This window comes from Clostridium niameyense, assembly GCF_001243045.1.
In the GTDB taxonomy this organism is placed as follows: domain Bacteria; phylum Bacillota; class Clostridia; order Clostridiales; family Clostridiaceae; genus Clostridium_F; species Clostridium_F niameyense.
Genome location: NZ_LN849007.1, coordinates 2,269,303 through 2,294,717 on the forward strand (window position 1 = coordinate 2,269,303; position 25,415 = coordinate 2,294,717).

Here is a 25,415-nt window from a genome sequence, read left to right on the forward strand (position 1 = left end):
TAATAAAAAAATAACACAATGAACCAAGTAGCCTTTAAATTAACTCTTTAATTCATTGTGTTTTTAATTAATATTTAAACTTTTCTATGTTAACACCTGTATAGTAATGTATTAATATTTCCTTGTATTTTTTTCCCGACTTACCCATACTGTTAGCACCCCATTGGCTCATACCAACATTATGACCATATCCTTCACAGTTAATTATAATATCTTTATTTTTAAATTCTAAAGAAAACTTAGCAGAATTTAATTTAAAAATTTTCCTAAATTCTGTTCCTGCTATAGTTACATTTCCTACCTTAACACTTTTTACACTTCCACCCTTAGTTTTATCTTTAATTACCACTTCATTTCTCATATTTTTTACGCTACAGTTGCTATATCGTTTTTTTATTATATTTAGGAATTGATCCTTAGTATATTTTTTACTATCCTTAAATCTAGGAGCTTTTTCTTCCCCAGGACTTTCTACGCTTTTAAGGTAAGGTACCTCCTTACTAAAAACATCTTCACTATTTTCTGTTTTTCCATTACTTGTGGAAAAATAATAAGGTGCTTTAACTATATCATTATCATATGCTAAGAATTCTCCCTTTGTATCTTCTACAACTTTTTCTATCTTAGTCCAATATTCATGACTTTTACTCTTAGGCCATGATTTTATCCTCTTGTCCTTTGTCATATATACTTGAGATTGTATGCTATCACATACATCTGCATTTAACCTTTTATTATATTGATTATTACCAAAATCCTTCATATGAGCCAATGCATAAGTTCTTGCCGCCACAGCCTGAGCTTTTAAAGCCTCTATATTAAATTCCACTGGCATTTCAGAACATACCACTCCTTTTACATATGTCTCTAAAGGTATTTCTCTTACGCATTTTTCATTAATAAAATAAACTCTTACTTTAGGTTCTTTCGTTAAATCATATTTTTCATATAAAATATTACTTTGTGATACACTTTCATTATTATTTTTTTTCTTAGTTATAATTTTAGTATTAGAAATAGATAAAACTACTGCAAGTAATACTATACAAATTATACTTGAAACCATTATATAAAATAATCTTTTTATATGTGTATAATCATTTACTTTTCTCATGTTACCCCCTCTTTTCTATATAACGTTAATCAGTATAATTATATTTTTTATACTTTAAAATATGCTAAAAACCTTACCAATATTTAATGAAAAATATCAGTAAGGTTATTTTATTTTAAATATTATCTATTAACTCTTTCTATTTGAGCCCCCAATTTTTTTAATTTATCTTCTATCTTAAAATATCCTCTATCTATATGATATATATCTCCTATTTCCGTATAACCTTCTGCTGCTAGTGAACATAGAATTAGGGCTGCTCCTGCTCTTAAGTCTGTAGCTTTAACATCTGTACCTGTTAATTTATCCACACCTTCTATTACGGCACTTCTTCCGTTAATTTTAATATTAGCACCCATCCTTTTCATTTCAGATACATGCATAAATCTATTTTCAAAAATAGTTTCTGTAATAATGCTTGTTCCTTTTATAGTACTTAATAATGCCATCATTTGTGCTTGCATATCTGTAGGGAATCCTGGATATGGCATAGTTTTTATATCAACAGTTTTCAAACCTTGTGATCCATCTACTACAGCAGAATGCCCTTTTATATCTATAGTTACTCCCATTTCCCTCAATTTAGCTATAATAGGTTTTAAATGTTGTTCTATAATACCATTCAATTTGATTCTACTCTTTGTTATAGCCGCAGCAATCATAAAAGTTCCTGCTTCAATCCTATCATAAATGGGAACATACACTGAATCATTTAAGCTCTTTACACCTCTTATAGTAACATTACCTGTTCCAGCTCCTTTAATATCAGCCCCTATAGAATTTAAAAAATTTACTAAATCTTCCACTTCTGGCTCTTGAGCTGCATTTTCTATTATTGTTTCTCCCTCTGCCATAACAGCAGCCATTATTATATTTTCTGTGGCTCCTACAGAAGGAAAATCTAAATATATTTTATTTCCTATAAGTTTATTTGCTAAACATTCTACATATCCATGTCCTATACTTACTCTAGCTCCTAATGCTGTAAAACCCTTAAGATGTAAATCTATAGGTCTAGTTCCTATATTACATCCTCCAGGCATTGAAATTCTAAATTTTCCAAACCTAGATAACATAGGACCCATAAGCAAAAATGAAGCTCTCATTTTTTTTACTAACTCAGAATCTGCTTCTTTATTTATTATATTCTTTGTATCTATTACTATTTTTTCATTAGTTTCATCTATATCTACATCGGCACAAATACTCTTTAATATATCACTTATAACATAAACATCTTCCAGCATTGATACTCCATTAATAACACATTTATTTGCACTTAATATGCTTCCTGCAATAATAGGTAGAACTGAGTTTTTAGCTGAACTTATGTTTACCTCTCCTTTTAATTTCGAACCTCCCTTTACCACTATCTTATCCATTTTTTTCCTCCATTTCTTTATTGCTAATATGTTATGTTTATCTGTGGAGTACCAATTATTATATAATTACCTGAATTATATCTACATACAGAATAATTAAAATCTATAGCTTTTCCATTGCTTACAATAGGCTTATAATTTCCTGTATAACATATGGTACTATACCCACTGTTTAGTTTCACTGTTTCTATATTTTTAGCCTTACAATTTTTTAAAATATTCAAAATACCTTCATTAGTTTTTGATATAGATTTATCAGAAGTTTTTAATTTACAATATTCATATATAACCTTATCATTATCTATATTTTTTATATATTTTTCTAAACTATTTTTTATATTTTTAAAATTACTACTATCTTTTAAACTAGTAATTTTTATTTCAACCAAATTATTTGATGACTCTTTATTAATATAAATATTTCCCTCAATTTCTTTATTACACATAGTTATACAGTAATAATTCCCATCACATTGTAGCTTAATATCCTTTATATTACACAAAATAATACAATCTGTTATATCTTTAATTATCCTTTTATCATCGAAACTTGTACTAAATTTTATAGTACAACCCTTTTCTACTAGTGAACTATTAGTTTCCATTTTTATTTTATTAAATAAGTCCTGTTTGTTTGTTGCATAGCAACAATTTTTAAATAGTAAAAACAATATAAACACTAAAGGAAAGATCATTTTAAAATACTTATTTTTCAATACGTTCATTTTTTATCCCCCTCCTCTTTAGATTCTTTACATATTTTACAAATTATATTCTAGATGTATATTATTAATATATAAATTAAATAAAAAAATGTGATTTTTTCCATAAAAAAACTCTTATTTTAATATCTAAACTAATTTAAATATTAAAATAAGAGTCTATATAATCCTTTAATGCTTTGCTTTAATTCTAGCTATGGCTCTAACTAATGCTAACTCTGCTCTAGCTATATCTGTACTAGATTGTTTTTCACTAAGTCTTTTTTCTGCCCTTTCTTTAGCATCTTGTGCCCTTTTCAAATCTATATCTTGAGGCCATTCGCTAGCATCACATATTATGTTCGCCTTATTTTCTATAAATCTTATTATGCCGGTAGATGTAAATATGTTTTTCTTTTGATCATTAACATCTATAAATTTAGTAACTGTAGGTTTTAAATCAGCAATCATAGGTACGTGATTAGGTAATATAGCTAGACTACCATCTTCACTTTTAATTATTATTTCCTTTACTTCTCCTATTTTTATATTCTTTTCAGGAGTAAATATAGTTAGTTCTATACTATCTCTCATATTTAGTCTCCTTTTTATAAATAAGTATGAGTAAAATTACTCTTGATTTTTCATTTCGTCTGCTTTCTTTAATACTTCGTCTATAGTGCCTTGAAATAAAAATGCTGCTTCTGGTATATCATCGTATTTTCCTTCTAATATTTCTTTAAATCCCCTAACTGTTTCTTTAATAGGAACATATTTTCCTTGCATACCTGTAAATTGTTCTGCTACAGTAAAAGGTTGTGATAAAAATCTTTGAATTCTTCTAGCTCTACTTACTACTAACTTATCTTCTTCAGATAATTCATCTACACCTAAAATTGTTATTATATCTTGAAGTTCTCTATATCTCTCTAATATATTTTTAACTTTTATAGCTACATTATAGTGTTCTTCACCTATTATCCTAGGATCTAACATTCTGGATGAAGATTCTAATGGATCTACTGCTGGATATATACCTAATTCTGCTATAGATCTAGATAGAACTGTTGTAGCATCCAAATGAGTAAATGTAGTAGCTGGTGCTGGATCCGTTAAGTCATCTGCTGGAACATAAACTGCTTGAACTGATGTTATTGCACCATGTTTAGTAGATGTTATTCTTTCTTGGAGAGCTCCCATTTCTGTAGCTAAGGTTGGCTGATATCCAACAGCACTTGGAATTCTTCCTAAAAGCGCAGATACTTCTGAACCCGCTTGTGTAAATCTAAATATATTATCTATAAACAATAATACATCTTGGCCTTGATCTCTAAAGTATTCCGCCATAGTAAGACCTGTAAGAGCTACCCTCATTCTAGCTCCTGGTGGTTCATTCATTTGACCAAATACTAACGCAGTCTTATCTATAACACCCGAATCCTTCATTTCATAATATAGGTCATTTCCTTCTCTAGTTCTCTCACCCACTCCTGTAAATACAGAAAGTGCTCCATGTTCTTTAGCTATGTTATTTATTAATTCTTGTATTAATACGGTTTTTCCTACTCCTGCGCCACCAAATAATCCTATCTTACCACCTTTTTCATAGGGAGCTAATAAATCTATTACTTTTATACCCGTTTCAAAAATCTCCGGTTCTACAGATTGTTCTTCAAAAGTTGGTGCTGGTCTATGAATTGTATATTCCTTATCCGTATTTATATTTCCTTCTCCGTCTATTGGCTGACCTAAAACATTAAATAATCTTCCTAAGACTTCCTTACCTACTGGTACTGAAACTGGTCTTCCTTTATCTAAAACCTTCATTCCTCTTGTTAGTCCTTCAGTATTTTCCATAGCTATAGCTCTTACTATGTCATCTCCAACATGTTGTTCAACTTCTGCAATAATTATCTTATCTCCAGCATTTATCTCTAACGCATTATATATGTTTGGAAGATTTTCAGAATTGAATCTTATGTCAATAACCGGACCTATTATTTGAATTACTTCTCCAATGTTTTCTGACACAACATCTCACCTCCACTTATCTTTGAGCTTCTGCTCCACCAACAATTTCTGATATTTCTTGAGTTATAGCGCTTTGTCTCAATCTATTGAATTTCAAATTTAAATTACTTAATAAATCATTAGCATTATCTGTAGCTCCATTCATAGCTGTCATTCTAGAACCTATCTCACTAGCCTTTGAATTAAGTAAAAAATTTAAGATACTACCTTTTATATAATTTTCTGTTACTATTTCTAATAATTTATCAGATTGAGGATTAAATTCTATATACTTATTAGAATCAACTTCACCTCTATTAAATGGAAGTAGTTTTTCTATCTTTATTTCCTGCTTAACTGGTGAATAAAATTCAGAATACACAATGTATACTTCACCAACTTCTTTAGAATTATATAACTTTAATATATGTTCTTCTATAATTCTAGCTTCTTTTAAAGTTGGTACGTCTGGTATTTCCACATATTCAGCTAAAGTATTAATCTTTAATCTTTTTAAATAATTTCTTCCTCTTTGACCTACTACTATAATTTTAGATTTTTCTTTATCTTTTTTTATTTCATCTACTGATCTATTTATAACATTCATATTAAAGCTACCACATAATCCTGAATCAGATGTAAGTATGACATATAACTTATATTCACTATTATTACCATTAATATAAATACTCTTTTCATCCATAGAATTAACTATAGTATCCATACTTTCTCTATAAGCATTATAATATTTTCTATTTACTTCTAGATTTACTCTTGCTTTTCTAAGTTTAGCAGTAGCTACGAGCCCCATAGCCTTTGTTATTTTTCTTATATTCGTTACAGATTTTATTCTTCTTCTTATTCCAATAAGCCCTGACGCTGCCATACCTTACCTCCTTAGAAATATTACATATTATTTAAAAATATCTTTTTAAATTCTGAAATGACTTTATTAATTTTTTCTGTAATCTCATCTGTAAGTTTTTTATATTGTAATATTTCTTTTTTTACATCCCTATGATGAGTATCTACATACTCTAATAATTCTTTTTCAAATTGGGATATTTTATTTATAGGTATATCATTTAAATAATTATTTACAGCTGCATAAAGAATTATTATTTCTTCTTCTACAGGTATAGGTTTGTATTGGGGTTGCTTTAGTATCTCAACTAATCTCTTACCTTTTTCTAATCTTTTTCTCGATTCTTTATCTAAGTCTGATCCAAATTGTGAAAAAGCAGCCAATTCTCTATATTGTGCAAGTTCTAATCTAAGCGTTCCTGTTACCTGTTTCATAGCCTTAATTTGTGCATTTCCACCTACTCTAGATACAGATATACCTGCATTAACGGCTGGTCTTTGTCCTGAGTTAAACAATTCTGATTCTAAGAATATTTGACCATCAGTAATAGATATAACATTAGTTGGTATGTATGCTGTAACATCTCCTGCTAGAGTTTCTACTATAGGAAGAGCCGTCAATGATCCTCCTCCTAATTTATCAGATAATCTTGCTGATCTTTCTAATAATCTAGAGTGAAGATAAAATACATCCCCAGGATAAGCTTCTCTTCCTGGTGGTCTTCTAAGAAGCAATGACATAGTTCTATAAGCTACCGCATGTTTTGATAAATCATCATATACTATTAAAACATCCTTGCCCTTATACATGAAGTACTCTCCAATACTACATCCTGAGTAAGGTGCTAAATATTGAAGCGGAGCTGAATCTGATGCTGTTGAAGAAACTATTATAGTATAATCCATAGCTCCCATTTTAATTAAATCATTATATATATGTGCTACTGTAGATTGTTTTTGTCCTATTGCTACATATATACATATAACATCTTTTCCCTTTTGATTAAGTATTGTATCAATAGCTATGGCAGTTTTTCCTGTTTGCCTATCGCCAATTATTAATTCTCTTTGACCTTTACCTATTGGTATCATAGAATCAATAGCCTTTATTCCTGTTTGAAGGGGTTCCTTTACAGACTGTCTGTCAATAACTCCCGGCGCTTTTGTTTCTACTGGTCTTGTTTCATTTGTTAATATACTACCTTTTCCATCTAATGGAGAACCTAATGAATTAACTACTCTTCCTATTAAAGCATCACCTACAGGAACTTCTACTACCTTTCCTGTTCTCTTAACTACATCTCCTTCTTTAATCCCCTCTTCTGGTCCTAGTAAAACGCAGCCTACGTTATCTTGTTCTAAGTTAAGTGCCATAGCATATACATTATTGGGGAATTCTATAAGTTCCCCTTCCATACAATCGTCTAATCCATAAACTCTTGCTATACCATCACCTATTTGAATTATAGTTCCAGAATCTATCGTTTCTAAAGATGTATCAAATTGTTCTATTCTTTTTTTTATAATTGATGTTATTTCCTCTGGCTTTATATTCATCTATCTCACCACCTATACTATCCTTTAATCATAACTTTTTTCATATCTTGTAATTTGGTCTTTATAGTATTATCTATAACATCATCACCAATTCTTACATAAACCCCACCTATAATTGATTTATCTATCTCTTCATGCAAAACTATATTTTTGTTGTATCGCTTTTGTAATTTATCTATAAGTTGTTTTTTCTCTTCTTCTAAAAGGGGTACAGCAGTTTTCACTTTCGCTGAAATCATATTCCTCTTATCTAAGTATATCTTTTCCATTTCCTTGAGTTTTTGTTCTAAATAGAGAATTCTATTTTCCTCTATAAGAACCAATAAAAATGATAAGAGTTCTTTATCTATTTTATCCTTAAAAATATCTACAAATATGTTCTTTTTCTTAGAAGTACTTATTTCTGGATGCTTTATAATTTCTCTAATATTCTTATTAGTATTTATCATATAAACTATATCTTTTAACTCTTTTATATACTGTTCTACTTTATTTTTTTCTTCTGCAACTTCATAAAGTGCCAAAGCATACCTTTTATCTAAATACTCATACATATTACATACCTACCTTACTTATAAAATCATTTATAAGTTCCCTATGTTCTTTTTCATCTATTGCTTTCTTTAATATTTTTGAGGACATAGCTATAGAAAGTTGTATAGCTTGATTTTTAACTTCTTCTTCTGCTTTTTGTTTTTCTCTTTCAGCTTCTAATCTAGATCTTTCTATTATTCTTTGAGCCTCTTCATGAGCCTCTTTGATTATTTCATCATATATTTTTTCAGCTTTTGTTTTATAATCTTCTACCATTACTTTTCCTTGTTTTTTTGCAGTTGACAAGGCTAATTCATTTTCCTCTTTTAACTCTATAGCTCTTCTTTCATTTTCTTCTGCATTCTTTATTTTATCTATAATTTGATTTTGCCTATTTTCTACTACAGAATTTATTTTGTCATACCAAAAATGTTTTACAATAAATAATAAAATTATAAAATTTATTATATTAAAAACAACTTGTGGAATGCTTATTTCCATTAAAAGAAGCCTCCCTTCCTACTTAAACTTTATAGGCTTCCATTTCCTATATTGACCTAATTAGTAAGAATGCAATTATTAAAGCATATATTGCTGTTGCCTCTGAGAATGCACTACCTATAATAAGCGTACTCATTATTTTTCCACTGGCTTCAGGTTGCCTTGAAACACCTTCTACTGCCTTTCCTGTAGCATTTCCTGTACCTATTCCGGCTCCTATACATCCTAAAGCTGCAATTCCTGCACCTAAAGCTGCCATTCCTGATATAAATGATTTTGGATCTACTGTCATATAAATCTCCTCCTTAAATAATAATTATTCTTCACATACGATTTTTATATTAATCATAGTTAACATAACAAATATAACCATTTGAATAGTTCCATCAAACAAATCAAAATACATATGAAATGGTATTGGAATTACTAACTGTGCTGCCAAATTAATTTTAGCTAGACCTGAATAAATCAAATCCATTATCATAACTGCTGCGGTCATATTTCCAAACAATCTTAAACTTAAAGAAACTGGTAACATTACCCTTTCTATGATATTAAATGGTGCTAAAAACAAATATGGTTTACCATAACCAAAAAAATAATTACCAACCCCTAATTTTTTTATTGCATAACCTTGTATAACCACAAAAGAAATAAGTGCCATAGCTAAAGTTACACTATAATCCATTGTAGGGGGCCTTATACCTATTAATCCAACTAAGTTCATCAAAAGTATATATATCATCATTGCAGAAACAAATGGACCAAATACCCTAAAGCTATTTCCCATATTTTCATCTATTAAATTTTTTACTACTTGTAACATCATTTCCATTATTGTTTGTTTCTTATTTGGTATCTTAGTCAGATTTCGCGTAAATATTATACTAAGTACTAAGACAGCTATTATAATAACCCATTGAGTTACTATAGCTTCTGTAACTCCTAATTTATAACCAAACAAATTCAAATAAAATAACGGAGAAAAACTTTCCAAATTATCACTTCCTTTATGCCTTATTTCTACCTAGGCCTATACCATATATAGTTATAGATATAAAGTTTAAACTATAACCTAAAAGAAGAAATATTACATTTTGAAAATTACTTTTACATACAACTACAACAGATAATAATACCAAAGAAACTCTTAGTACAAAACTTAATAAGGTTAAATATGATCTTTTTTCTTTTTCCATAGCCAATTTAGTTCCAATAGAGTTTATAAATAAATTAACTGTAGCTACTACTAACCCTATTAAGAAGTAAGTTCCCAACTGAACTTTAAAGATTGATTTAATAAGTAAAAATATAAAAACACCTAAAAATAAATTTAATATAAAAATCTTAGAAAGCATTTCTTTAAAATCTTTCATTACATCAATTCCTCCGGAGTCATGTTTTTGATAACTTATTATAGTATCAAAGCTTATATAAGTGAAATTCAAAATTAGTCTATTTAAAGCCATTTATAGCCATTTACCTTAGTTTACTTAATATAATTTTTTATATGTAATTATAACTAACGTTATGTATGATTTTCTTTATATTAAGATTATATTAAATAGAATTATTCTTTAGTTGGATTATACTAAACATTCTGATTTTTGCCTTCAATTTAATATTAATATGGAAATATTTAAAATTTTTTTCTATTAATTTATAGTTATTTTAAGTTTTTTAGCAGATTAAAATAATTTTATATAAAATAATTTTATGAATTGTTAAATAGAATATAACATAATTAACCAAATCCAAAAAAAATAATGAAATTATTTTTTTAATTTATGCAAAAAACTTTATAAATTTTTAAAAATTATTTTTATAAAAAGAGTAATATAAATAAAATATTTATATTACTCTTTATTTTAACCATATGTTATTAAATTATTTATAACAAATTAGTATTTATAATTAAATTCATTAGGTTTTTCAGATCGTTTTTTAAAATAATATTCTATACTATCAACTATTCGTTCTGAGGCTTTTCCATCTCCATACGGATTTATTGCTTTACTCATAAGATTATAACTTTCTTTATTTTTTATTAGTTCATTAGCCAATGTTAATATATTATTTACATTTGTGCCTGTCAATTTAACTGTACCCACTTTTATAGCTTCCGGTCTTTCTGTGACATTTCTTAGCACTAATACAGGCTTTCCTAAATGTGGAGCTTCCTCCTGAAGTCCACCTGAATCCGTCATAACCATATAGCACTTATTCATTAAATTATGAGTTTGCTTTGTATCTAAAGGATCTAAAAGATGTACTCTTTTTACATTCCCTAATATTTTATAAACTACATCTCTAACTACCGGATTCAAATGAACTAAGTATACTATCTCTACATCTTCATTCTCCTCAACTATTCTTTTTAATGCGTTACATATATTCTCTATGCCTTTGCCCCAATTTTCTCTTCTATGAGCTGTAACCATAATAACCTTTTTATTATTATAGTCTATGGTATTAAGCTCATCATTATCAAATACATAGTTATTCTCTACTGTAAACTCCATAGCATCAATAACTGTATTACCAGTTATAAATATGCTTTCTTCATCTACCCCCTCCTTTAATAGGTTATTTTTAGAACCTATAGTAGGAGCAAAATTTAAATCTGAGATACCTGTTGTAAGTTTTCTATTCATTTCTTCTGGAAATGGAAAATACTTATCAAATGTTCTAAGTCCTGCTTCTACATGACCTACTTTTATTTTTTGATAAAAAGCAGCTAAAGCTCCAGCAAAAGTAGTTGTAGTATCTCCATGAACTAATACTAAATCTGGTTTCTCTCTTTGAAATACTTCTTCTAATCCTTCAAGAACATTTATGGTTATTCCCGTTAAACTTTGCTTTTTTTTCATAATATTAAGGTCATAATCCGTATCTATATTAAATAAATCTAATACCTGATCCAACATTTCCCTGTGTTGTGCTGTTACACAAACCTTATTATCTATATTACCCCTTTTATTTAGTTCTTTAACTAGGGGCGCCATTTTTATGGCTTCTGGCCTAGTACCAAATATGGTAATAGTTTTTATTATTTCCATATATATTCCCTCCATTATTCTTTATGGCTAAAAAATCCACATTTCCATGCCGCTAAGATAATTATTGTCATTACAACAGCTAATAAAAAGTATGCTTTTTGATTACTAATTTGCATAGCTAATATAGCAAAACTTCCTAAAATTGCACTTATAAAATACATAATTATAACTACTTGTTTTTGGTTTAATCCCATATCTAAAAGTCTATGGTGTAGATGCCCTCTATCTGCTTGCATTATTGGTTTACCATTTATTTTTCTTCTAATCATAGCAAATAATGTATCATATATAGGTAATCCTAAAGCTAATATAGGTACAACTACTGCAAACGCCGTAGCAGACTTAATAGCACCTTCTATAGATATAGCAGATAGAAGAAATCCTAATAGCTGTGATCCTGTATCCCCCATAAATATAGATGCAGGATTGAAATTATAAGGCAAAAATCCTAAAATAGCTCCACTTAATATACTGGTTAAAATTGCTGCTTCCCATCTACTATTTAGTATAGATATTACAAACATAGTAATAGAAGAAATTAATGCTACTCCTGCTGCTAATCCATCCAATCCATCTATAAGATTTAATGCATTAGTAATACCTATAACCCAAACTATAGTGATTGGTATAGATAAAAATTTTAAATCCACATATAAAATAGACGAGTAAAATGGGTTAGTTATAAATTTTATTTTTAAACCAAACACTATAAGACAAATAGCTGAACTCAATTGAAATATTATTTTTTTTATAGGGGATAAATTATATTTATCATCTATAAATCCTCCAATGACTATAACTGTTGAGCCTAAAATTATACCTACTTCTTCTAATGTTAGAGCTCCTTTTTTTAATATTAAAGATATTACAAAGGATATATATATAGCTAATCCTCCAAGTAAAGGTATGGGCTTTTTATGTATTTTTCTTTTATCCTTAGGTATGTCAACTACCTTTATATAAAACGCAAATTTTCTTATCATAGGAGTTAATAAAACTGATAAAATTACTGCTGTTACTGCTCCTATAATGTACAACTTTAAATTCATAGTAAAACTCCCCTTAAATAGTATGACTATTATTAATAAGAATCTTCTCCGTTAAGTGAATCATCATTTTTTATCCATTCTTCTACTTCTATAATTCTAAAATCTTTTTTCGTATCCCTTATAACTACTTTATCTATTCCTGCATTAATTATAAATCTTTTACATAAAGAACAAGGTGCAGAATTTTTTACATATTCCCCACTATTATGTTCCTTTCCAACTAAGTATAAATAAGCTCCTATCATATCTTGCCTTCTTGCAGATATAATAGCATTTTGTTCTGCATGAACAGATCTACAAAGTTCATACCTAGTTCCTCTTGGTACATTTAATTGTTCCCGTTTACAAACACCTATATCACAACAATTTGTTCTTCCTCTTGGTGCTCCTGTATATCCTGTAGATATTATTTCATCATTTTTAACTATTATCGCAGCAAAATTTCTTCTAAGGCAAGTTCCTCGCTCTAAAACCGTTTCACATATATCTAAGTAATAGTTATTCTTATCTATTCTAACCATAATTCCTCCTTACTTACATTATCCTTTATAAAGCCTAACTCCATTTTATTCTATAATAAAAATCAAATAATTGAAAGTATTAGCATAATATATTTTATAAATAATAAAAATAAAGACGGAGAAATTTAAAATTTCTTCGTCTTATATTTTCTATTTTGTTCCGTATAGTCTATCTCCTGCATCTCCCAAACCTGGAACTATGTATCCATTCTCATCAAGTTTTTCATCTAAGTTAGCTAAGTATATGTCTACATCTGGATGAGCATTTTGAACTTCTTCTACGCCTTCTGGAGCAGCTATAAGACACATTAATCTTATATTTTTGGCTCCTTTTTGCTTTAATAATGTTATAGCATCTTTAGCAGATCCGCCAGTTGCAAGCATAGGATCTGTAACTATAACATCTCTTTCTTCTATATCTTGAGGTAACTTACAGAAATATTCTACTGGCTTTAATGTTTCTTCATCTCTATAAAGTCCTATATGTCCAACCTTAGCTGCTGGAATTAATTTAGTCATTCCACCAACCATTCCAAGACCTGCTCTTAATATTGGAACAATTGCTACCTTTTTTCCTGAAAGCATTTTAGATTTTGTTATGCATATTGGTGTTTCAATCTCAACATCTTCTAACTGTAAATCCCTTGTAACCTCATATGCCATAAGCATAGCTACTTCCTCTACAAGCTCTCTGAAGTCTTTTGATCCCGTATTTTTATCTCTTATTAGAGATAGTTTATGAAGTATTAAAGGATGTCCTATTTGTGTTACTTTACTCATTTATTATTCCTCCCAAATTATCTATTGTATTTCTTTTCAATTTCAGTAATTTTATCTATCCTTTTTTGATGCCTACCTTCTTCAAATTTTGCATTTAAGAAAGTATCTACTATGTCTAATGCTAAGCCTAATCCAACAACTCTTTGTCCTATTGCTAATATGTTAGCATTATTATGTTGCCTACAAGCATGAGCACTAAAAGTATCGCTACATAAAGCTGCCCTTATTCCTGGTACTTTATTAGCTGCTATACTTATGCCTATACCTGTACCACATATTAATATACCAAAGTCATATTCTTTAGCAGCTACATTTTCAGCTACTTTCATTGCATAATCTGGATAATCACATGATTCTCCTGAATATGTACCAAAGTCCTCTAACTCTATTCCCTTTTCTTTTAAGTGATTTATTATTTGTTTTTTTAATGGTAACCCTGCATGGTCACTACCTAATGCTATTTTCATTAAAGCACCTCCAAATTATTTATCTACAAAAAAAGAAGATACCATATAAAACTAATTATGTATATCTTCTTTTATTTTTTTTAATAACAATATAATATTATTTTTTAATTGGTCATAGGTTTGTTCATATACGTCAATATCCCCACCATATGGGTCTAAAATTTCCCCTTCTAATCCTACATATTCATTAATACAAAAAATTCTATTACTGTCTCCCATTAGTAAATTTATCAATAAATCTTTCATAGAATAAGTCATTGTTAGTATTAAGTCAGCTTCTTCTATCATATCTTCTGTCAATTGTACAGCTTCTCTGTTACTTAAATCTACTCCATTTTTTTCCTTGACAATTGTACAAGTATTATCTGAAGTAACACTTCCTGGTACAACAGCTAAACCAGCTGAATTTGCTATAATATCACTATCATCACTTAAAGAATTAAATATAGCTTCTGCCATACAACTTCTGCAAGTATTACCTGTACAAATAAACAATATATTCATTAGCTCCTCCTAATCTAACTTTATAATATCAAAACCTGCCGATTTTTTAAGCCTATTCATAATCGCAAGTCCTATACCTTTTTCTTCAAAGGCTTCTGAAAGTATTATATCTACATTCTTATCATCAAATTCTCTTAGTACATTAAATAAATTATGTGCTACAGTACATAATTCCTTTCTACTACCTAAAGACACAATTTCTCCACTTTTATATTCATTTAAAGTTTCATCTGTAGCAATTATGCCTACTCTTTTTCCACCATCTATATAATTTTGCACTATTTCATTAATTTTTGCAATAGTTTTATTTAAATCTCCTTGAATTATTTTTAATGGAGCATTAGGTGCATAATGTCTGTACTTCATTCCTGGGGCTTTAGGTTTAAAATCTTCATTTGGTTTATTCATTATAGCAGGATCTACATATATATTCTCATCTACCTCTTTAAGCATTTCCAAAGTTATTCCACCTGGTCTTAGTACACAAGGAGGATAAGTACTGCAATCTATTACTGTAGATTCTACCCCTACTTTTGAATTTTCTCCACCTAATATATAATCAACCTTACCTGATAAATCTTCTATACATCTGTTTATATCAGTAGGACTAGGTTTACCTGATAAATTAGCTGATGGTGCTGCTATTGGCACTTTAGCCTCCATTATCAAATTTCTCGCAATATCATTTGATGGCATCCTTATCCCGATACTGTCAAGCCCAGCACTAGTTCCATGTGGTATAATATCTGCTTTAGGGAATATTATAGTCATAGGTCCTGGCCAAAATTTATCCATTAATTTTTTTGCAATAGAAGGAACTTCTGTAACTAAAGGTTTTATTTCCCTCTCATTAGAAATATGCACTATTAAAGGATTATCTTGTGGTCTCCCTTTAGCTTTAAATATTTTTTTTACTGCTTCTTCATCCAAAGCATTAGCACCCAATCCATACACTGTTTCCGTAGGAAATACTACTAATTTTCCCTCTCTTAGAGCTTTACCTGCTTCTTTTATAGCCTCCTTATAATCCAATTTATTTTTATCTAACTTTATAACCTTTGTATCCATTTTAAACACCATCCTAAGTTACAATATATTAATTATGATTAAACCTATAATTACACCTATACTACCGTATATAAAAGATATTTTTTTATCACCTAGATAAGCAGCCTCTGGTATCATATCCATACATACAACGTATAACATTATTCCCGCTGCTAAAGATATAAACATTCCTAATAATAAATTAGAAATATTTACTATAAAGGCTCCAAAAAAAGTTCCTAAACATGTAGGAAGTGCTGTAAACACTACATATAGAAAAGTTTTAACAACATTTTCTTTTGAAGCAATTAAAGGTGCAGCTACTGCTATTCCTTCTGGTATATCATGTATGGCTATTATTATTGCCATTTTAATTCCTAGATTATTACCCGCTGCAAATCCGCATCCCATTATAATACCTTCTGGAAAATTATGAAGCATGATGCCTATAGAGGTTAAAAAAGCTACTTTTTTATGTTCATTAATGTTTATACTATTTGTCTTGTTATCCACAAACATTATAATTATTATACCTAATATACAAAAAAGTACTACTCCCGGAAAATGCCATTTTTTTAATGCCTCAGGTATAAGATCAAAAACAACTATAGCCATCATAAGACCGCCAGAAAATGCTACAAGCTTAGATAATAGTTTATTTGAAGGATTTTTTATAGATACCCCTATTAAAGCTCCTAGGACTGTACCTACTAAAGATACAAATCCACCTATTAAAATAAAATAAAGCGTATTACTTAGCAAAAAATCACCTTAATTATTGTTTATATATGATATTTATTACTTTATTTTAGTAAATATTCTATAGTTAATCATCTATATTTATTTCTTTTCTTAATTCTTTTATTTTTTCTACAGTTTCATCTGTAAAATTAGCATACACACAAGTTCTATAAATAGCATCTAACAAATAATATTTTTTTAATCCACCTCTTTTTATAACAGTATAATAATAATCTCTTTCTGGATCAATTTTTTTAAGTTTAGCATAAAATTGATATATATAAGGATACTTCTGTAAGAACTTTTTGTTTATAGGTATCATTCTTTCACTTCTAAATTTAGAATTAGATAATAAAATTATTTTAAAGTCTTCATTGCCATAAACATCTTCAAAATTTTCAACGTGAACAAATTTTATCTTATCGCAGGCTATGTTTAGTCTCCTATTGGTTAATCCTAATATTACTCTTAATCTATTATTATTATAGTAAAATTCTAGCTTTTCTCTATTTATTCTAATTAAAATAGATATTATAATTAATCCCTCTATTAACATCAAATAAGATAAATAGAATATATTGTTAAACTCACCATATAAATACAGAATTAAAGGTAGCAGCAAAAAAATAAAGCACATAGATAGCAGAAATCTTTTAAAAGATTTATTTTGCTTTCTAATAGCTTTATTTAAATCCATAATTACCTCTTCTTTCTAAAATACTACTTTATTAAAAACCATTCTTATTAGTCCCTAAATCTTTCATCTTCTCTGCTTGATCCTCAGTAATCAAAGCCTCGATTACCTCATCTATATCTCCATCTAAGAAAGATTCTAATTTATATAAAGTTAATCCTATTCTATGATCTGTTATCCTTCCTTGTGGATAGTTATAAGTTCTTATTCTTTCACTTCTATCTCCTGTACCTACTTGGCTCTTCCTATCTTCTGCTATATTGGCATGTCTTTTAGCTTCTGCTTCTTCATATAATCTAGCCCTTAAAACTTTCATAGCTTTTTCTTTATTTTTTAACTGTGACTTTTCATCTTGACATGTAACTACAAGACCTGTAGGTAAATAAGTAATTCTTACTGCTGAGTCTGTAGTATTTACGCACTGACCACCATGCCCTGAAGCTCTAAATACATCTATCCTTAAATCATTTTGGTTTATAGTTATATCTACATCATCTACTTCTGGAAGTACCGCTACTGTAGCCGTAGATGTGTGTATTCTACCACTTGATTCAGTATCAGGAACTCTTTGAACTCTATGAACTCCACTTTCATATTTTAATTTACTATAAGCACCTTTTCCTTTTACTGCTACAGTTACTTCTTTAAGTCCACCAATATCTGTAGCATTTAAACTTATAGTTTCAACTTTCCAATGTTTTCTTTCTGCAAATCTACTATACATTCTTAAAAGGTTTGCTGCAAATAATGCTGCTTCTTCTCCACCAGCACCTGCTCTTATTTCTATAAAAACATCTTTGTCATCATTGGGATCTTTAGGTAATAAAAGTATAGTTAACTCATTTTGTAACTCTTCTTCTTGAATAGTTAACTCTTTTATTTCCTCTTGAGCCATTTCTTTTAATTCTTTGTCTATGTCTTCCTTTAACATTTCTTTATCTGCTTCTAAGTCTTCTTTTACTTTTTTATATTCTTTAAATTTTGTAACTATAATTTCTAAGTCTGCATGTTCCTTACAAAGTTTTTGCCACTCACTTTGATTTGCCATAACTGAAGGGTCACTAATTTTATTAGATAGTTCTTCGTATTTATTTTCTATAAAATTAAGTCTCTCTAACATTATTTTCTCACTCCGTAAATATATTTTAACAACATAATATTATACCATAATTAATAAATTAATTACAAATAATTTTACCCCTTAACAGCCTTTATTACTCTATTTTTTCCTGCTAAATCTTTAATACATTCTATATTTATATATTCGTACATTTTTAGTATTTCTTCTACATCTTCTTTCTGATCATATCCTATTTCAAAAGCTATAATACCACTTTTTTTTAAAACCTTCAAACTTTGAAAAGCTATTTTTTTATAAAAATCTAATCCGTCTTTTCCTCCACATAAAGCTTCAAATGGTTCATATTCCTTTACATCTTCCATAAGAGTTTCTATAATTTTTTCTCTTATATAAGGTGGATTAGACACTATAACATCAAATTTTAAATGATTTTCTATTGCTCTTTGTAATAAATCACTTTTATAAACCTTTACCCTTTCACCTAAAGAAAATTTATTTATATTCTCTAAAGTTACATTAAAAGCTATATCTGATATATCATAGCTCTCTATATTAGTATTTTTTAAAAATCTTGCTATAGTTATACCTATAATCCCACTTCCACAACATAAATCACATATATCAGTAAAATTATTTTGTTTTATTTCTTCTATAACCGACTCTACTAGTATTTCTGTATCTGGCCTAGGTATTAAAACGCCTTCCTTAACATTAAATTCTATTCCCATAAATTCAGCCTTGCCTAATATATATTTCATAGGCATTTTATTTTTTCTTAAATTTAACAAATCGTAAAACTTATTTAATTCTTCTTCATTTAATTTATAATCAGGGTTTGTTAATATAAATATCCTATCTTTATTTAATACTTTACACAATAGAAGCTGGGTGTCTAATTGATAGCTATCTATAGCCTCATACTTAAGTTTATTATATCCGTTTATTAATACTTCTTTCAAGTTCAACTATATCACTCCATCAAATTTTATATATTTTCTGCAACCTTTAGTGCCGCAATAGCAACCTCTAATTGCTGTATATCAGGTTCCCTAGTAGTTAATTTTTGTAGCATAAGACCTGGATAAGCTATAAATTTGGCAAAATAACTTTCGCTTTTTCCCAACCATTTTATAATTTCATAAGTAATACCTGAAACTAAAGGTAACAATATTATTCTACAGAAAATTCTTTCCCAAATGTTATTCCATCCTGTAAATGAAAATAAGATTATACTTACTATCATAACCAAAAATAAAAAATTAGTACCACATCTTGGATGTAATCTACTGAAATTTTTACAATTTTCAGGTATAAGTTCTACCTCATTTTCATAACAATATATAGTTTTATGTTCAGCTCCGTGATATTCAAAAACTCTTTTTATATCCTCTAATTTACCTATACTAAAAATATATAACAAAAATATACTTACCCTTATTATTCCTTCTATTATATTTAATGCTATTGTTCCTCTAATCCCTATTTTTTTAAATAAATTTGCCGTAAAGGTTGGTAAAGCAAAAAATAATAATAATGCTATTATAAAAGATATGAAAAGACTAATTCCTATCAATATATTGTCTGCTTTATCTTTAAATATTTGTTTCAATATTTTATCAAAATTACTCTCTTCTTCCTCATCTTCAAAGAATGAAGCAGAATAATTTAAAGTTTTTATTCCTATAACTAAAGATTCTATAAGTGATACAAAACCTCTTATTACCGGCATTGAAAATATTTTATTCCTTTTAGTATAAGAAATATAATTTTGTTTATCGATTTCTATTTTACCACTAGGCACTCTGACTGCTGTGGCTATGCCATCTCTCCCCCTCATCATTACTCCTTCTAAAACAGCCTGTCCACCAACATTTGTTTTTATCCCCATTAAATCACCTCATTTACTTTGGAACACAATGACACTTTCTACATCTTGCCTCATAAGATTCCTTAGCTCCTATTAAGACTACTGGATCTGAATATCTAGCAGGATTTCCATCTATCAATCTTTGAGTTCTTGTAGCGGGATTATTACATACCATACAAATTGCTTGTATTTTGTCCACAAATTCTGCTATAGCCATAAGCTTTGGCATACATCCAAAAGGTTCTCCCTTAAAATCCATATCCAATCCTGCACATATGACTCTTTTATTATTATTGGCTATACTATTTACTATATGTACTAATTTTTCATCAAAAAATTGTGCCTCATCAATGGCAACTACGTCCGTATCTTCTAGTAATAATTTTAATATATCTTCACTGCTTTTAACAGGAATAGCTTCCATAGTATCCCCTATATGTGATACTATATCATCCTTACTATACCTATTGTCAATCTCTGGTTTGAATACTTGTATATTTTGTTTTGCAAGTTTTGCACGCCTAAGCCTTCTTATAAGTTCTTCTGTTTTTCCGCTATACATAGGTCCAGCTATTACTTCAATCCATCCATGATTTTTCGGTCCGTACATAAAAACACCTCCACTATAATAAACAAATCTATTTTATCAAAACTAATAACTATAATAAAGGACTAGTTTATTTTAAAAATAATACTTATATGCTAAAATATATCTTAAAATAATCTTTTAAACCATTTTATACAATATCTTTAATTTGTTGACTTAAAAGAAACGCCTATGTTATAATAATGTAGTTAAAATAGTGATATTAACACTTAATTTGAAAGAGGTGAAAATAATGAGAGAAGGCATACATCCAGAATATCATCATGATGCTGTAGTTAAATGTGCATGTGGTAATACTTTTACAACTGGTTCCACTGAAAAAGAATTAAAAGTAGAAATATGCTCTAAATGCCATCCATTCTTCACTGGTAAACAAAAGATTGTTGATGCTGGTGGAAGAGTTGATAAATTTATGAAGAAATTTAATTTATCTAGCGAAGATGTAAAATAAAAAAAGAACCTAATCTCTTTAGATTAGGCAAATCCCAAGGCAGATTTTCTGCCTTTATTTTTTTATCCTCTGTTGTTTTTATTCATATCTATTTTATTTATAATTTCTAAAAATTCCCTATTAGTTTTTGTTTTTGAAAGAAAACTTAAGATTTGTTCTGTTACATTATCCGTATTATTCTCACTATACAATAAATTTCTAATATTAAATGCAGTTTCTTTTTCTAGATTATCTGCGAATAATAAATCATCTCTTCTAGTACCTGATTTATATATATCTATAGCAGGGAATATTCTTCTTTCTTGTAGTTTTCTATTAAGATGTACTTCCATATTTCCAGTACCCTTAAATTCCTCATATATCATGTCATCCATTCTACTACCAGTTTCCGTAAGAGCAGTAGCTAAGATAGTTAAACTTCCACCATTTTCTATATTTCTGGCTGCTCCAAAGAATTTTTTAGGCATCACTAAAGCTCCAGGATCTAATCCTCCAGATAATGTTCTACCTGTAGGATTTATAGTCAAATTATATGCTCTAGACAATCTTGTAATACTATCTAAAAGTATTACTACATCTTGTCCTTGTTCTACCATTCTTTTAGCTCTTTCAAGTACCATATAAGCCACTTTCGTATGATGTTCAGGTTCTTCATCAAAAGTTGAATATATTACTTCTCCATTTATAGATCTTTGCATATCTGTAACTTCTTCTGGTCTTTCATCAATTAATAATACTATAAGTTTTATTGATGGAGTATTCTTTGAAATGCTCTGAGCTATTTTTTTAAGAAGAGTGGTTTTTCCCGCTTTTGGAGGGGCTACTATTATACCTCTTTGTCCTTTACCTATAGGGCAAATTATATCCATAAGCCTAGTAGACAAATTTTGTGAATTATACTCTAATTTTATTCTTTCATTAGGATATATAGGAACTAAACTTTCAAATGGCTTTCTTCCTATAGCTCTTTCTGGATTTTCTCCATTCACCTTTTCAACATATATTAATGCCTTAAATTTTTCTCCTTCTTTAGGTATTCTAACTTTACCCTGTACCGCATCTCCAGTTCTTAAATTAAATTTACGTATTTGTGATGGTGACACATATATATCTTCCGGACCTGATAAATAATTATTTCCCCTTAAAAACCCATAAGTGTTATTTTCAATTATTTCTAAAACTCCTACTGCACTTTGGGATTCATTTATCATATTTTTTAATTTTTCTTTTTTTCCTCTATCTTCTTCTACATTTCTATGTACTAAATTTGGTTTATCTCTTTCATTATTGTGCTTATTGTTAACTTCGTTAAATGTATTAGTAGTATTTTTATGGGTTATTTTTTCTACTAATATTTCTCCGTTCTTCTCTATTACTGTAGGATTAATCTCTTTGATTTTATCTATAAGCTCACTTTTTTTAAATTTGGATATATTTTTTACGTTTAGCTTTTTAGCTATTTCACGCAATTCTTTTACGGTCATACTATCGTATCCTTTACTTGTCAAAAACAACACCTCTCATTATTTAATTTTATATATATGAATATGGGAAAATACCAAAAGAACTCAGTAAGAAAAGATTTAAATAAAAAATATAGAAAATATATGTTAAAGCATATTGTATATTATAACCTATTTACATATTTTAATCCACATCATTTTAAATAAATGTAAATAGATGAGTAGAAAAATTTCTACATCATCATATATAAACTTCTAGATATTTCATTATATTTATTTGCTCTTTTTTCAACCATTTCTTTTTTACCTATGTAAAATAGTGGTGACCCCAAAACTTCACAACCACCAACTATCATATCTCTTTTTAGAAACTCAACTATATTATAATTATATTTATGAATATTTCCACATAAAGGACATTTTACATTAAAATAAATATTATTGAACTTATGTTTAGTTATTTTTAGTAGTGTATTACTATAATTTATTTTTGATATGTTAAATAAGGAAAAGTCTACTATATCATACTCACAAAATTCGTTTTTAATAGCTATAGCCAGTTCTGTTTGTAAAGCCATAATAAGTCACCTCCTCTTATTTTCTTCAATAAACTTCAATATTCTTTGTTTAATTTTATTAATTGATATTTTTCTTTATATATAATTCTATAAATATTGCAAAATTCCTCTAATTGGCATATAAAATAAAATTTTTCAATAACTTTAAATAAAAAGAATGGCTATTAAAAATTATTTTTAATAGCCATTCTTTACTATTTATTATTTATAGCTGCTTTTATAAGACTTTTAAATAATGGATGTGGTCTATTAGGTCTTGATTTAAGTTCTGGATGGAATTGAACTGCTACATAAAATGGATGGTCTTCTACTTCCACTATTTCTACTAATCTCTCATCAGGACTTAATCCTGATAAAATTAAACCTGCCTTAGTCAATTCGTTTCTGTACTCATTATTAAATTCGTATCTGTGTCTATGTCTTTCATATATAACTTCTTCACCATAGGATTCATATGCCTTAGATTCCTTTAACAATTTACAAGGATATGAACCGAGTCTCATAGTTCCACCTTTATCATCTATATCTTTTTGATCTGGCATCAAATCTATTACAGGATATTGAGTATTTGGATTTATCTCTGAACTATTAGCATCCTTAAATCCTAAAACATTTCTAGAAAATTCAATTACTGCACATTGCATACCTAAACATATACCCAAAAATGGCACTTTATTTTTTCTTGCCCAGTTAGCAGCAAGAATTTTACCTTCTACACCTCTATCTCCAAATCCACCTGGTAGAAGAACACCATCTACATCTTTTAGGTAAGTATCTATACTTTCCTCTTTTATATCTTCTGCATTAATCCACTTAATATTAACATCACAATTATTAGCATATCCCCCGTGATTTAATGCTTCCACAACAGATATATATGCATCATGTAATTCTACATATTTTCCTACTAAAGCTATAGTAACATTCTTTGAAATATTTTTTATGTTTTCTACCATAGAGTTCCATTCTGAATTATCTATTTTATTACAAGATAATCCTAGTTTTTTGCAAACCAGATTATCTAACCCTTCCTTATGAAGCATTAATGGAACCTCATATAAGTTAGATGCATTAAGATTTTGTATAACATCTTCTGATTCAACATTACAGAATAATCCAATTTTCTTTTTTAGATCTTCTGGTATATTTTTTTCTGAACGACAAACTATTATATCTGGTTGAATTCCTATACTTCTAAGTTCTTTTACGGAATGTTGTGTTGGCTTGGTTTTAAGTTCTCCAGCTGCTCCTAGGTAAGGAACTAATGTTACATGTATAAAACATACATTTTCTCTTCCTACTTCATATTTTATTTGTCTTATAGCTTCTAAAAACGGTAGGGATTCTATATCTCCTATAGTTCCTCCTATCTCAGTTATAACAACATCTACATCTTTTTCCTTAGCTACTCTATATACCCTAGACTTTATTTCATTAGTTATATGAGGTATAACTTGTACAGTAGCTCCTAAATAGTCTCCCCTTCTTTCCTTTGAAATAACTGACCAATATATTTTTCCTGTAGTTACGTTGCTATTTTTACTTAAATTCTCATCTATAAATCTTTCATAATGTCCTAGGTCTAAATCTGTTTCTGCGCCATCTTCAGTAACAAAAACCTCTCCATGTTGATATGGGCTCATTGTACCTGGATCAATATTTATATATGGATCAAATTTTTGTATAGAAACTTTAATTCCTCTATTTTTTAATAGCCTTCCTAACGAAGCTGCCGTTATTCCTTTTCCTAATGAAGAAACAACTCCTCCTGTTACAAATATATATTTAGTGCTCATGTACTTCCTCCTAATATAAAACTTTATATAATTACCAAAAAATTATT

Annotated in this window: 29 protein-coding genes; 1 reads left to right on the plus strand and 28 read right to left on the minus strand. The window is 28.6% G+C overall.

Features of this window, described 5'->3' with window-relative positions; all coding sequences use genetic code 11:
* Positions 1-67: 67 nt before the first annotated feature.
* From spoIID to BN1711_RS11750, 25 genes are all read right to left on the minus strand, one after another.
* Entirely contained in the window at positions 68-1,114 is a 1,047-nt protein-coding gene (spoIID, locus tag BN1711_RS11630) for a stage II sporulation protein D (RefSeq protein WP_050608309.1), read from the minus strand.
* Positions 1,115-1,236: 122 nt separating this feature from the next.
* Positions 1,237-2,496, minus strand: a complete 1,260-nt coding sequence (gene murA / locus BN1711_RS11635; protein ID WP_050608310.1) for a UDP-N-acetylglucosamine 1-carboxyvinyltransferase — start codon at positions 2,494-2,496, stop codon at positions 1,237-1,239.
* Positions 2,497-2,519: 23 nt separating this feature from the next.
* A complete protein-coding gene (locus BN1711_RS11640) occupies positions 2,520-3,221 on the minus strand; it encodes a YwmB family TATA-box binding protein (RefSeq protein ID WP_050608311.1) in 702 nt (233 codons plus the stop codon).
* A gap of 168 nt (positions 3,222-3,389) precedes the next feature.
* On the minus strand, positions 3,390-3,791 hold the full coding sequence (locus tag BN1711_RS11645) for a F0F1 ATP synthase subunit epsilon (protein ID WP_050608312.1): 402 nt from the start codon (positions 3,789-3,791) through the stop codon (positions 3,390-3,392).
* A 36-nt stretch (positions 3,792-3,827) separates the two neighbouring features.
* Entirely contained in the window at positions 3,828-5,228 is a 1,401-nt protein-coding gene (gene atpD / locus BN1711_RS11650; protein WP_050608313.1) for a F0F1 ATP synthase subunit beta, read from the minus strand.
* A 16-nt stretch (positions 5,229-5,244) separates the two neighbouring features.
* Positions 5,245-6,093: an ATP synthase F1 subunit gamma gene (gene atpG, locus BN1711_RS11655; protein ID WP_050608314.1), complete on the minus strand. Its 849-nt coding sequence runs from the start codon at positions 6,091-6,093 to the stop codon at positions 5,245-5,247.
* Positions 6,094-6,113: 20 nt separating this feature from the next.
* Positions 6,114-7,628 (minus strand): F0F1 ATP synthase subunit alpha, encoded by a 1,515-nt coding sequence (gene atpA / locus BN1711_RS11660; RefSeq protein ID WP_050608315.1) that lies wholly within the window; start codon positions 7,626-7,628, stop codon positions 6,114-6,116.
* A gap of 17 nt (positions 7,629-7,645) precedes the next feature.
* Entirely contained in the window at positions 7,646-8,182 is a 537-nt protein-coding gene (locus BN1711_RS11665; protein WP_050608316.1) for a F0F1 ATP synthase subunit delta, read from the minus strand.
* 1 nt (position 8,183) lies between these two features.
* On the minus strand, positions 8,184-8,663 hold the full coding sequence (locus tag BN1711_RS11670; RefSeq protein ID WP_050608317.1) for a F0F1 ATP synthase subunit B: 480 nt from the start codon (positions 8,661-8,663) through the stop codon (positions 8,184-8,186).
* A 46-nt stretch (positions 8,664-8,709) separates the two neighbouring features.
* Positions 8,710-8,955, minus strand: coding sequence for an ATP synthase F0 subunit C (gene atpE / locus BN1711_RS11675; protein ID WP_050608318.1), 246 nt, complete (start codon positions 8,953-8,955; stop codon positions 8,710-8,712).
* Positions 8,956-8,979: 24 nt separating this feature from the next.
* Entirely contained in the window at positions 8,980-9,660 is a 681-nt protein-coding gene (locus tag BN1711_RS11680; protein WP_050608319.1) for a F0F1 ATP synthase subunit A, read from the minus strand.
* Positions 9,661-9,673: 13 nt separating this feature from the next.
* Positions 9,674-10,039 (minus strand): ATP synthase subunit I, encoded by a 366-nt coding sequence (locus BN1711_RS11685; protein WP_050608320.1) that lies wholly within the window; start codon positions 10,037-10,039, stop codon positions 9,674-9,676.
* A 525-nt stretch (positions 10,040-10,564) separates the two neighbouring features.
* Positions 10,565-11,722, minus strand: coding sequence for a non-hydrolyzing UDP-N-acetylglucosamine 2-epimerase (wecB, locus tag BN1711_RS11690; RefSeq protein WP_050608321.1), 1,158 nt, complete (start codon positions 11,720-11,722; stop codon positions 10,565-10,567).
* 14 nt (positions 11,723-11,736) lie between these two features.
* Complete coding sequence (locus BN1711_RS11695; RefSeq protein WP_050608322.1) at positions 11,737-12,771, minus strand: MraY family glycosyltransferase; 1,035 nt, start codon at positions 12,769-12,771, stop codon at positions 11,737-11,739.
* 32 nt (positions 12,772-12,803) lie between these two features.
* Positions 12,804-13,292, minus strand: coding sequence for a deoxycytidylate deaminase (locus BN1711_RS11700; RefSeq protein ID WP_050608323.1), 489 nt, complete (start codon positions 13,290-13,292; stop codon positions 12,804-12,806).
* Positions 13,293-13,442: 150 nt separating this feature from the next.
* Positions 13,443-14,072 (minus strand): uracil phosphoribosyltransferase, encoded by a 630-nt coding sequence (gene upp / locus BN1711_RS11705; protein ID WP_050608324.1) that lies wholly within the window; start codon positions 14,070-14,072, stop codon positions 13,443-13,445.
* A gap of 17 nt (positions 14,073-14,089) precedes the next feature.
* Positions 14,090-14,539 carry a ribose 5-phosphate isomerase B gene (gene rpiB / locus BN1711_RS11710; protein ID WP_050608325.1) on the minus strand — a complete coding sequence of 150 codons (450 nt, stop codon included), beginning with the start codon at positions 14,537-14,539 and terminating at the stop codon, positions 14,090-14,092.
* 51 nt (positions 14,540-14,590) lie between these two features.
* Positions 14,591-15,043, minus strand: a complete 453-nt coding sequence (locus tag BN1711_RS11715) for a low molecular weight protein arginine phosphatase (protein ID WP_050608326.1) — start codon at positions 15,041-15,043, stop codon at positions 14,591-14,593.
* Between the two features lie 9 nt (positions 15,044-15,052).
* The gene (locus BN1711_RS11720; RefSeq protein WP_050608327.1) at positions 15,053-16,111 is read right to left on the minus strand and encodes an L-threonylcarbamoyladenylate synthase; all 1,059 of its coding nucleotides are present in this window, start codon (positions 16,109-16,111) and stop codon (positions 15,053-15,055) included.
* 18 nt (positions 16,112-16,129) lie between these two features.
* The gene (locus BN1711_RS11725) at positions 16,130-16,852 is read right to left on the minus strand and encodes a ZIP family metal transporter (RefSeq protein ID WP_050608328.1); all 723 of its coding nucleotides are present in this window, start codon (positions 16,850-16,852) and stop codon (positions 16,130-16,132) included.
* Positions 16,853-16,916: 64 nt separating this feature from the next.
* On the minus strand, positions 16,917-17,528 hold the full coding sequence (locus BN1711_RS11730) for a hypothetical protein (protein WP_050608329.1): 612 nt from the start codon (positions 17,526-17,528) through the stop codon (positions 16,917-16,919).
* Positions 17,529-17,559: 31 nt separating this feature from the next.
* Positions 17,560-18,648, minus strand: coding sequence for a peptide chain release factor 1 (prfA, locus tag BN1711_RS11735; protein WP_187367300.1), 1,089 nt, complete (start codon positions 18,646-18,648; stop codon positions 17,560-17,562).
* A gap of 71 nt (positions 18,649-18,719) precedes the next feature.
* The gene (gene prmC / locus BN1711_RS11740; RefSeq protein WP_050608331.1) at positions 18,720-19,571 is read right to left on the minus strand and encodes a peptide chain release factor N(5)-glutamine methyltransferase; all 852 of its coding nucleotides are present in this window, start codon (positions 19,569-19,571) and stop codon (positions 18,720-18,722) included.
* 20 nt (positions 19,572-19,591) lie between these two features.
* Positions 19,592-20,494: a DUF1385 domain-containing protein gene (locus BN1711_RS11745; RefSeq protein ID WP_050608332.1), complete on the minus strand. Its 903-nt coding sequence runs from the start codon at positions 20,492-20,494 to the stop codon at positions 19,592-19,594.
* 13 nt (positions 20,495-20,507) lie between these two features.
* Complete coding sequence (locus BN1711_RS11750; protein ID WP_050608333.1) at positions 20,508-21,083, minus strand: thymidine kinase; 576 nt, start codon at positions 21,081-21,083, stop codon at positions 20,508-20,510.
* Between the two features lie 229 nt (positions 21,084-21,312).
* Here BN1711_RS11750 and rpmE point away from each other — a divergent pair, with 229 nt between their 5' ends.
* Positions 21,313-21,531 (plus strand): 50S ribosomal protein L31, encoded by a 219-nt coding sequence (gene rpmE / locus BN1711_RS11755; protein ID WP_050608334.1) that lies wholly within the window; start codon positions 21,313-21,315, stop codon positions 21,529-21,531.
* A gap of 62 nt (positions 21,532-21,593) precedes the next feature.
* Here rpmE and rho read toward each other — a convergent pair whose 3' ends face one another.
* From rho to BN1711_RS11770, 3 genes are all read right to left on the minus strand, one after another.
* Positions 21,594-23,015 (minus strand): transcription termination factor Rho, encoded by a 1,422-nt coding sequence (gene rho / locus BN1711_RS11760; protein WP_423243715.1) that lies wholly within the window; start codon positions 23,013-23,015, stop codon positions 21,594-21,596.
* 212 nt (positions 23,016-23,227) lie between these two features.
* A complete protein-coding gene (locus BN1711_RS11765; RefSeq protein WP_050608336.1) occupies positions 23,228-23,572 on the minus strand; it encodes a hypothetical protein in 345 nt (114 codons plus the stop codon).
* Between the two features lie 194 nt (positions 23,573-23,766).
* Positions 23,767-25,368 (minus strand): CTP synthase, encoded by a 1,602-nt coding sequence (locus BN1711_RS11770; RefSeq protein WP_050608337.1) that lies wholly within the window; start codon positions 25,366-25,368, stop codon positions 23,767-23,769.
* Positions 25,369-25,415 lie beyond the last annotated feature (47 nt).

Coding starts and splice junctions, on each gene's coding strand:
- spoIID (WP_050608309.1), bottom strand. CDS start 1,114: ATGAGAAAAGTAAATGATTATACACATATAAAAAGATTATTTTATATA.
- murA (WP_050608310.1), bottom strand. CDS start 2,496: ATGGATAAGATAGTGGTAAAGGGAGGTTCGAAATTAAAAGGAGAGGTA.
- BN1711_RS11640 (WP_050608311.1), bottom strand. CDS start 3,221: ATGAACGTATTGAAAAATAAGTATTTTAAAATGATCTTTCCTTTAGTG.
- BN1711_RS11645 (WP_050608312.1), bottom strand. CDS start 3,791: ATGAGAGATAGTATAGAACTAACTATATTTACTCCTGAAAAGAATATA.
- atpG (WP_050608314.1), bottom strand. CDS start 6,093: ATGGCAGCGTCAGGGCTTATTGGAATAAGAAGAAGAATAAAATCTGTA.
- atpA (WP_050608315.1), bottom strand. CDS start 7,628: ATGAATATAAAGCCAGAGGAAATAACATCAATTATAAAAAAAAGAATA.
- BN1711_RS11665 (WP_050608316.1), bottom strand. CDS start 8,182: ATGTATGAGTATTTAGATAAAAGGTATGCTTTGGCACTTTATGAAGTT.
- BN1711_RS11670 (WP_050608317.1), bottom strand. CDS start 8,663: ATGGAAATAAGCATTCCACAAGTTGTTTTTAATATAATAAATTTTATA.
- atpE (WP_050608318.1), bottom strand. CDS start 8,955: ATGACAGTAGATCCAAAATCATTTATATCAGGAATGGCAGCTTTAGGT.
- BN1711_RS11685 (WP_050608320.1), bottom strand. CDS start 10,039: ATGAAAGATTTTAAAGAAATGCTTTCTAAGATTTTTATATTAAATTTA.
- wecB (WP_050608321.1), bottom strand. CDS start 11,722: ATGGAAATAATAAAAACTATTACCATATTTGGTACTAGGCCAGAAGCC.
- BN1711_RS11695 (WP_050608322.1), bottom strand. CDS start 12,771: ATGAATTTAAAGTTGTACATTATAGGAGCAGTAACAGCAGTAATTTTA.
- BN1711_RS11700 (WP_050608323.1), bottom strand. CDS start 13,292: ATGGTTAGAATAGATAAGAATAACTATTACTTAGATATATGTGAAACG.
- upp (WP_050608324.1), bottom strand. CDS start 14,072: ATGAGTAAAGTAACACAAATAGGACATCCTTTAATACTTCATAAACTA.
- rpiB (WP_050608325.1), bottom strand. CDS start 14,539: ATGAAAATAGCATTAGGTAGTGACCATGCAGGGTTACCATTAAAAAAA.
- BN1711_RS11715 (WP_050608326.1), bottom strand. CDS start 15,043: ATGAATATATTGTTTATTTGTACAGGTAATACTTGCAGAAGTTGTATG.
- BN1711_RS11720 (WP_050608327.1), bottom strand. CDS start 16,111: ATGGATACAAAGGTTATAAAGTTAGATAAAAATAAATTGGATTATAAG.
- BN1711_RS11730 (WP_050608329.1), bottom strand. CDS start 17,528: ATGGATTTAAATAAAGCTATTAGAAAGCAAAATAAATCTTTTAAAAGA.
- BN1711_RS11745 (WP_050608332.1), bottom strand. CDS start 20,494: ATGGGGATAAAAACAAATGTTGGTGGACAGGCTGTTTTAGAAGGAGTA.
- BN1711_RS11750 (WP_050608333.1), bottom strand. CDS start 21,083: ATGTACGGACCGAAAAATCATGGATGGATTGAAGTAATAGCTGGACCT.
- rpmE (WP_050608334.1), top strand. CDS start 21,313: ATGAGAGAAGGCATACATCCAGAATATCATCATGATGCTGTAGTTAAA.
- rho (WP_423243715.1), bottom strand. CDS start 23,015: ATGACCGTAAAAGAATTGCGTGAAATAGCTAAAAAGCTAAACGTAAAA.
- BN1711_RS11765 (WP_050608336.1), bottom strand. CDS start 23,572: ATGGCTTTACAAACAGAACTGGCTATAGCTATTAAAAACGAATTTTGT.
- BN1711_RS11770 (WP_050608337.1), bottom strand. CDS start 25,368: ATGAGCACTAAATATATATTTGTAACAGGAGGAGTTGTTTCTTCATTA.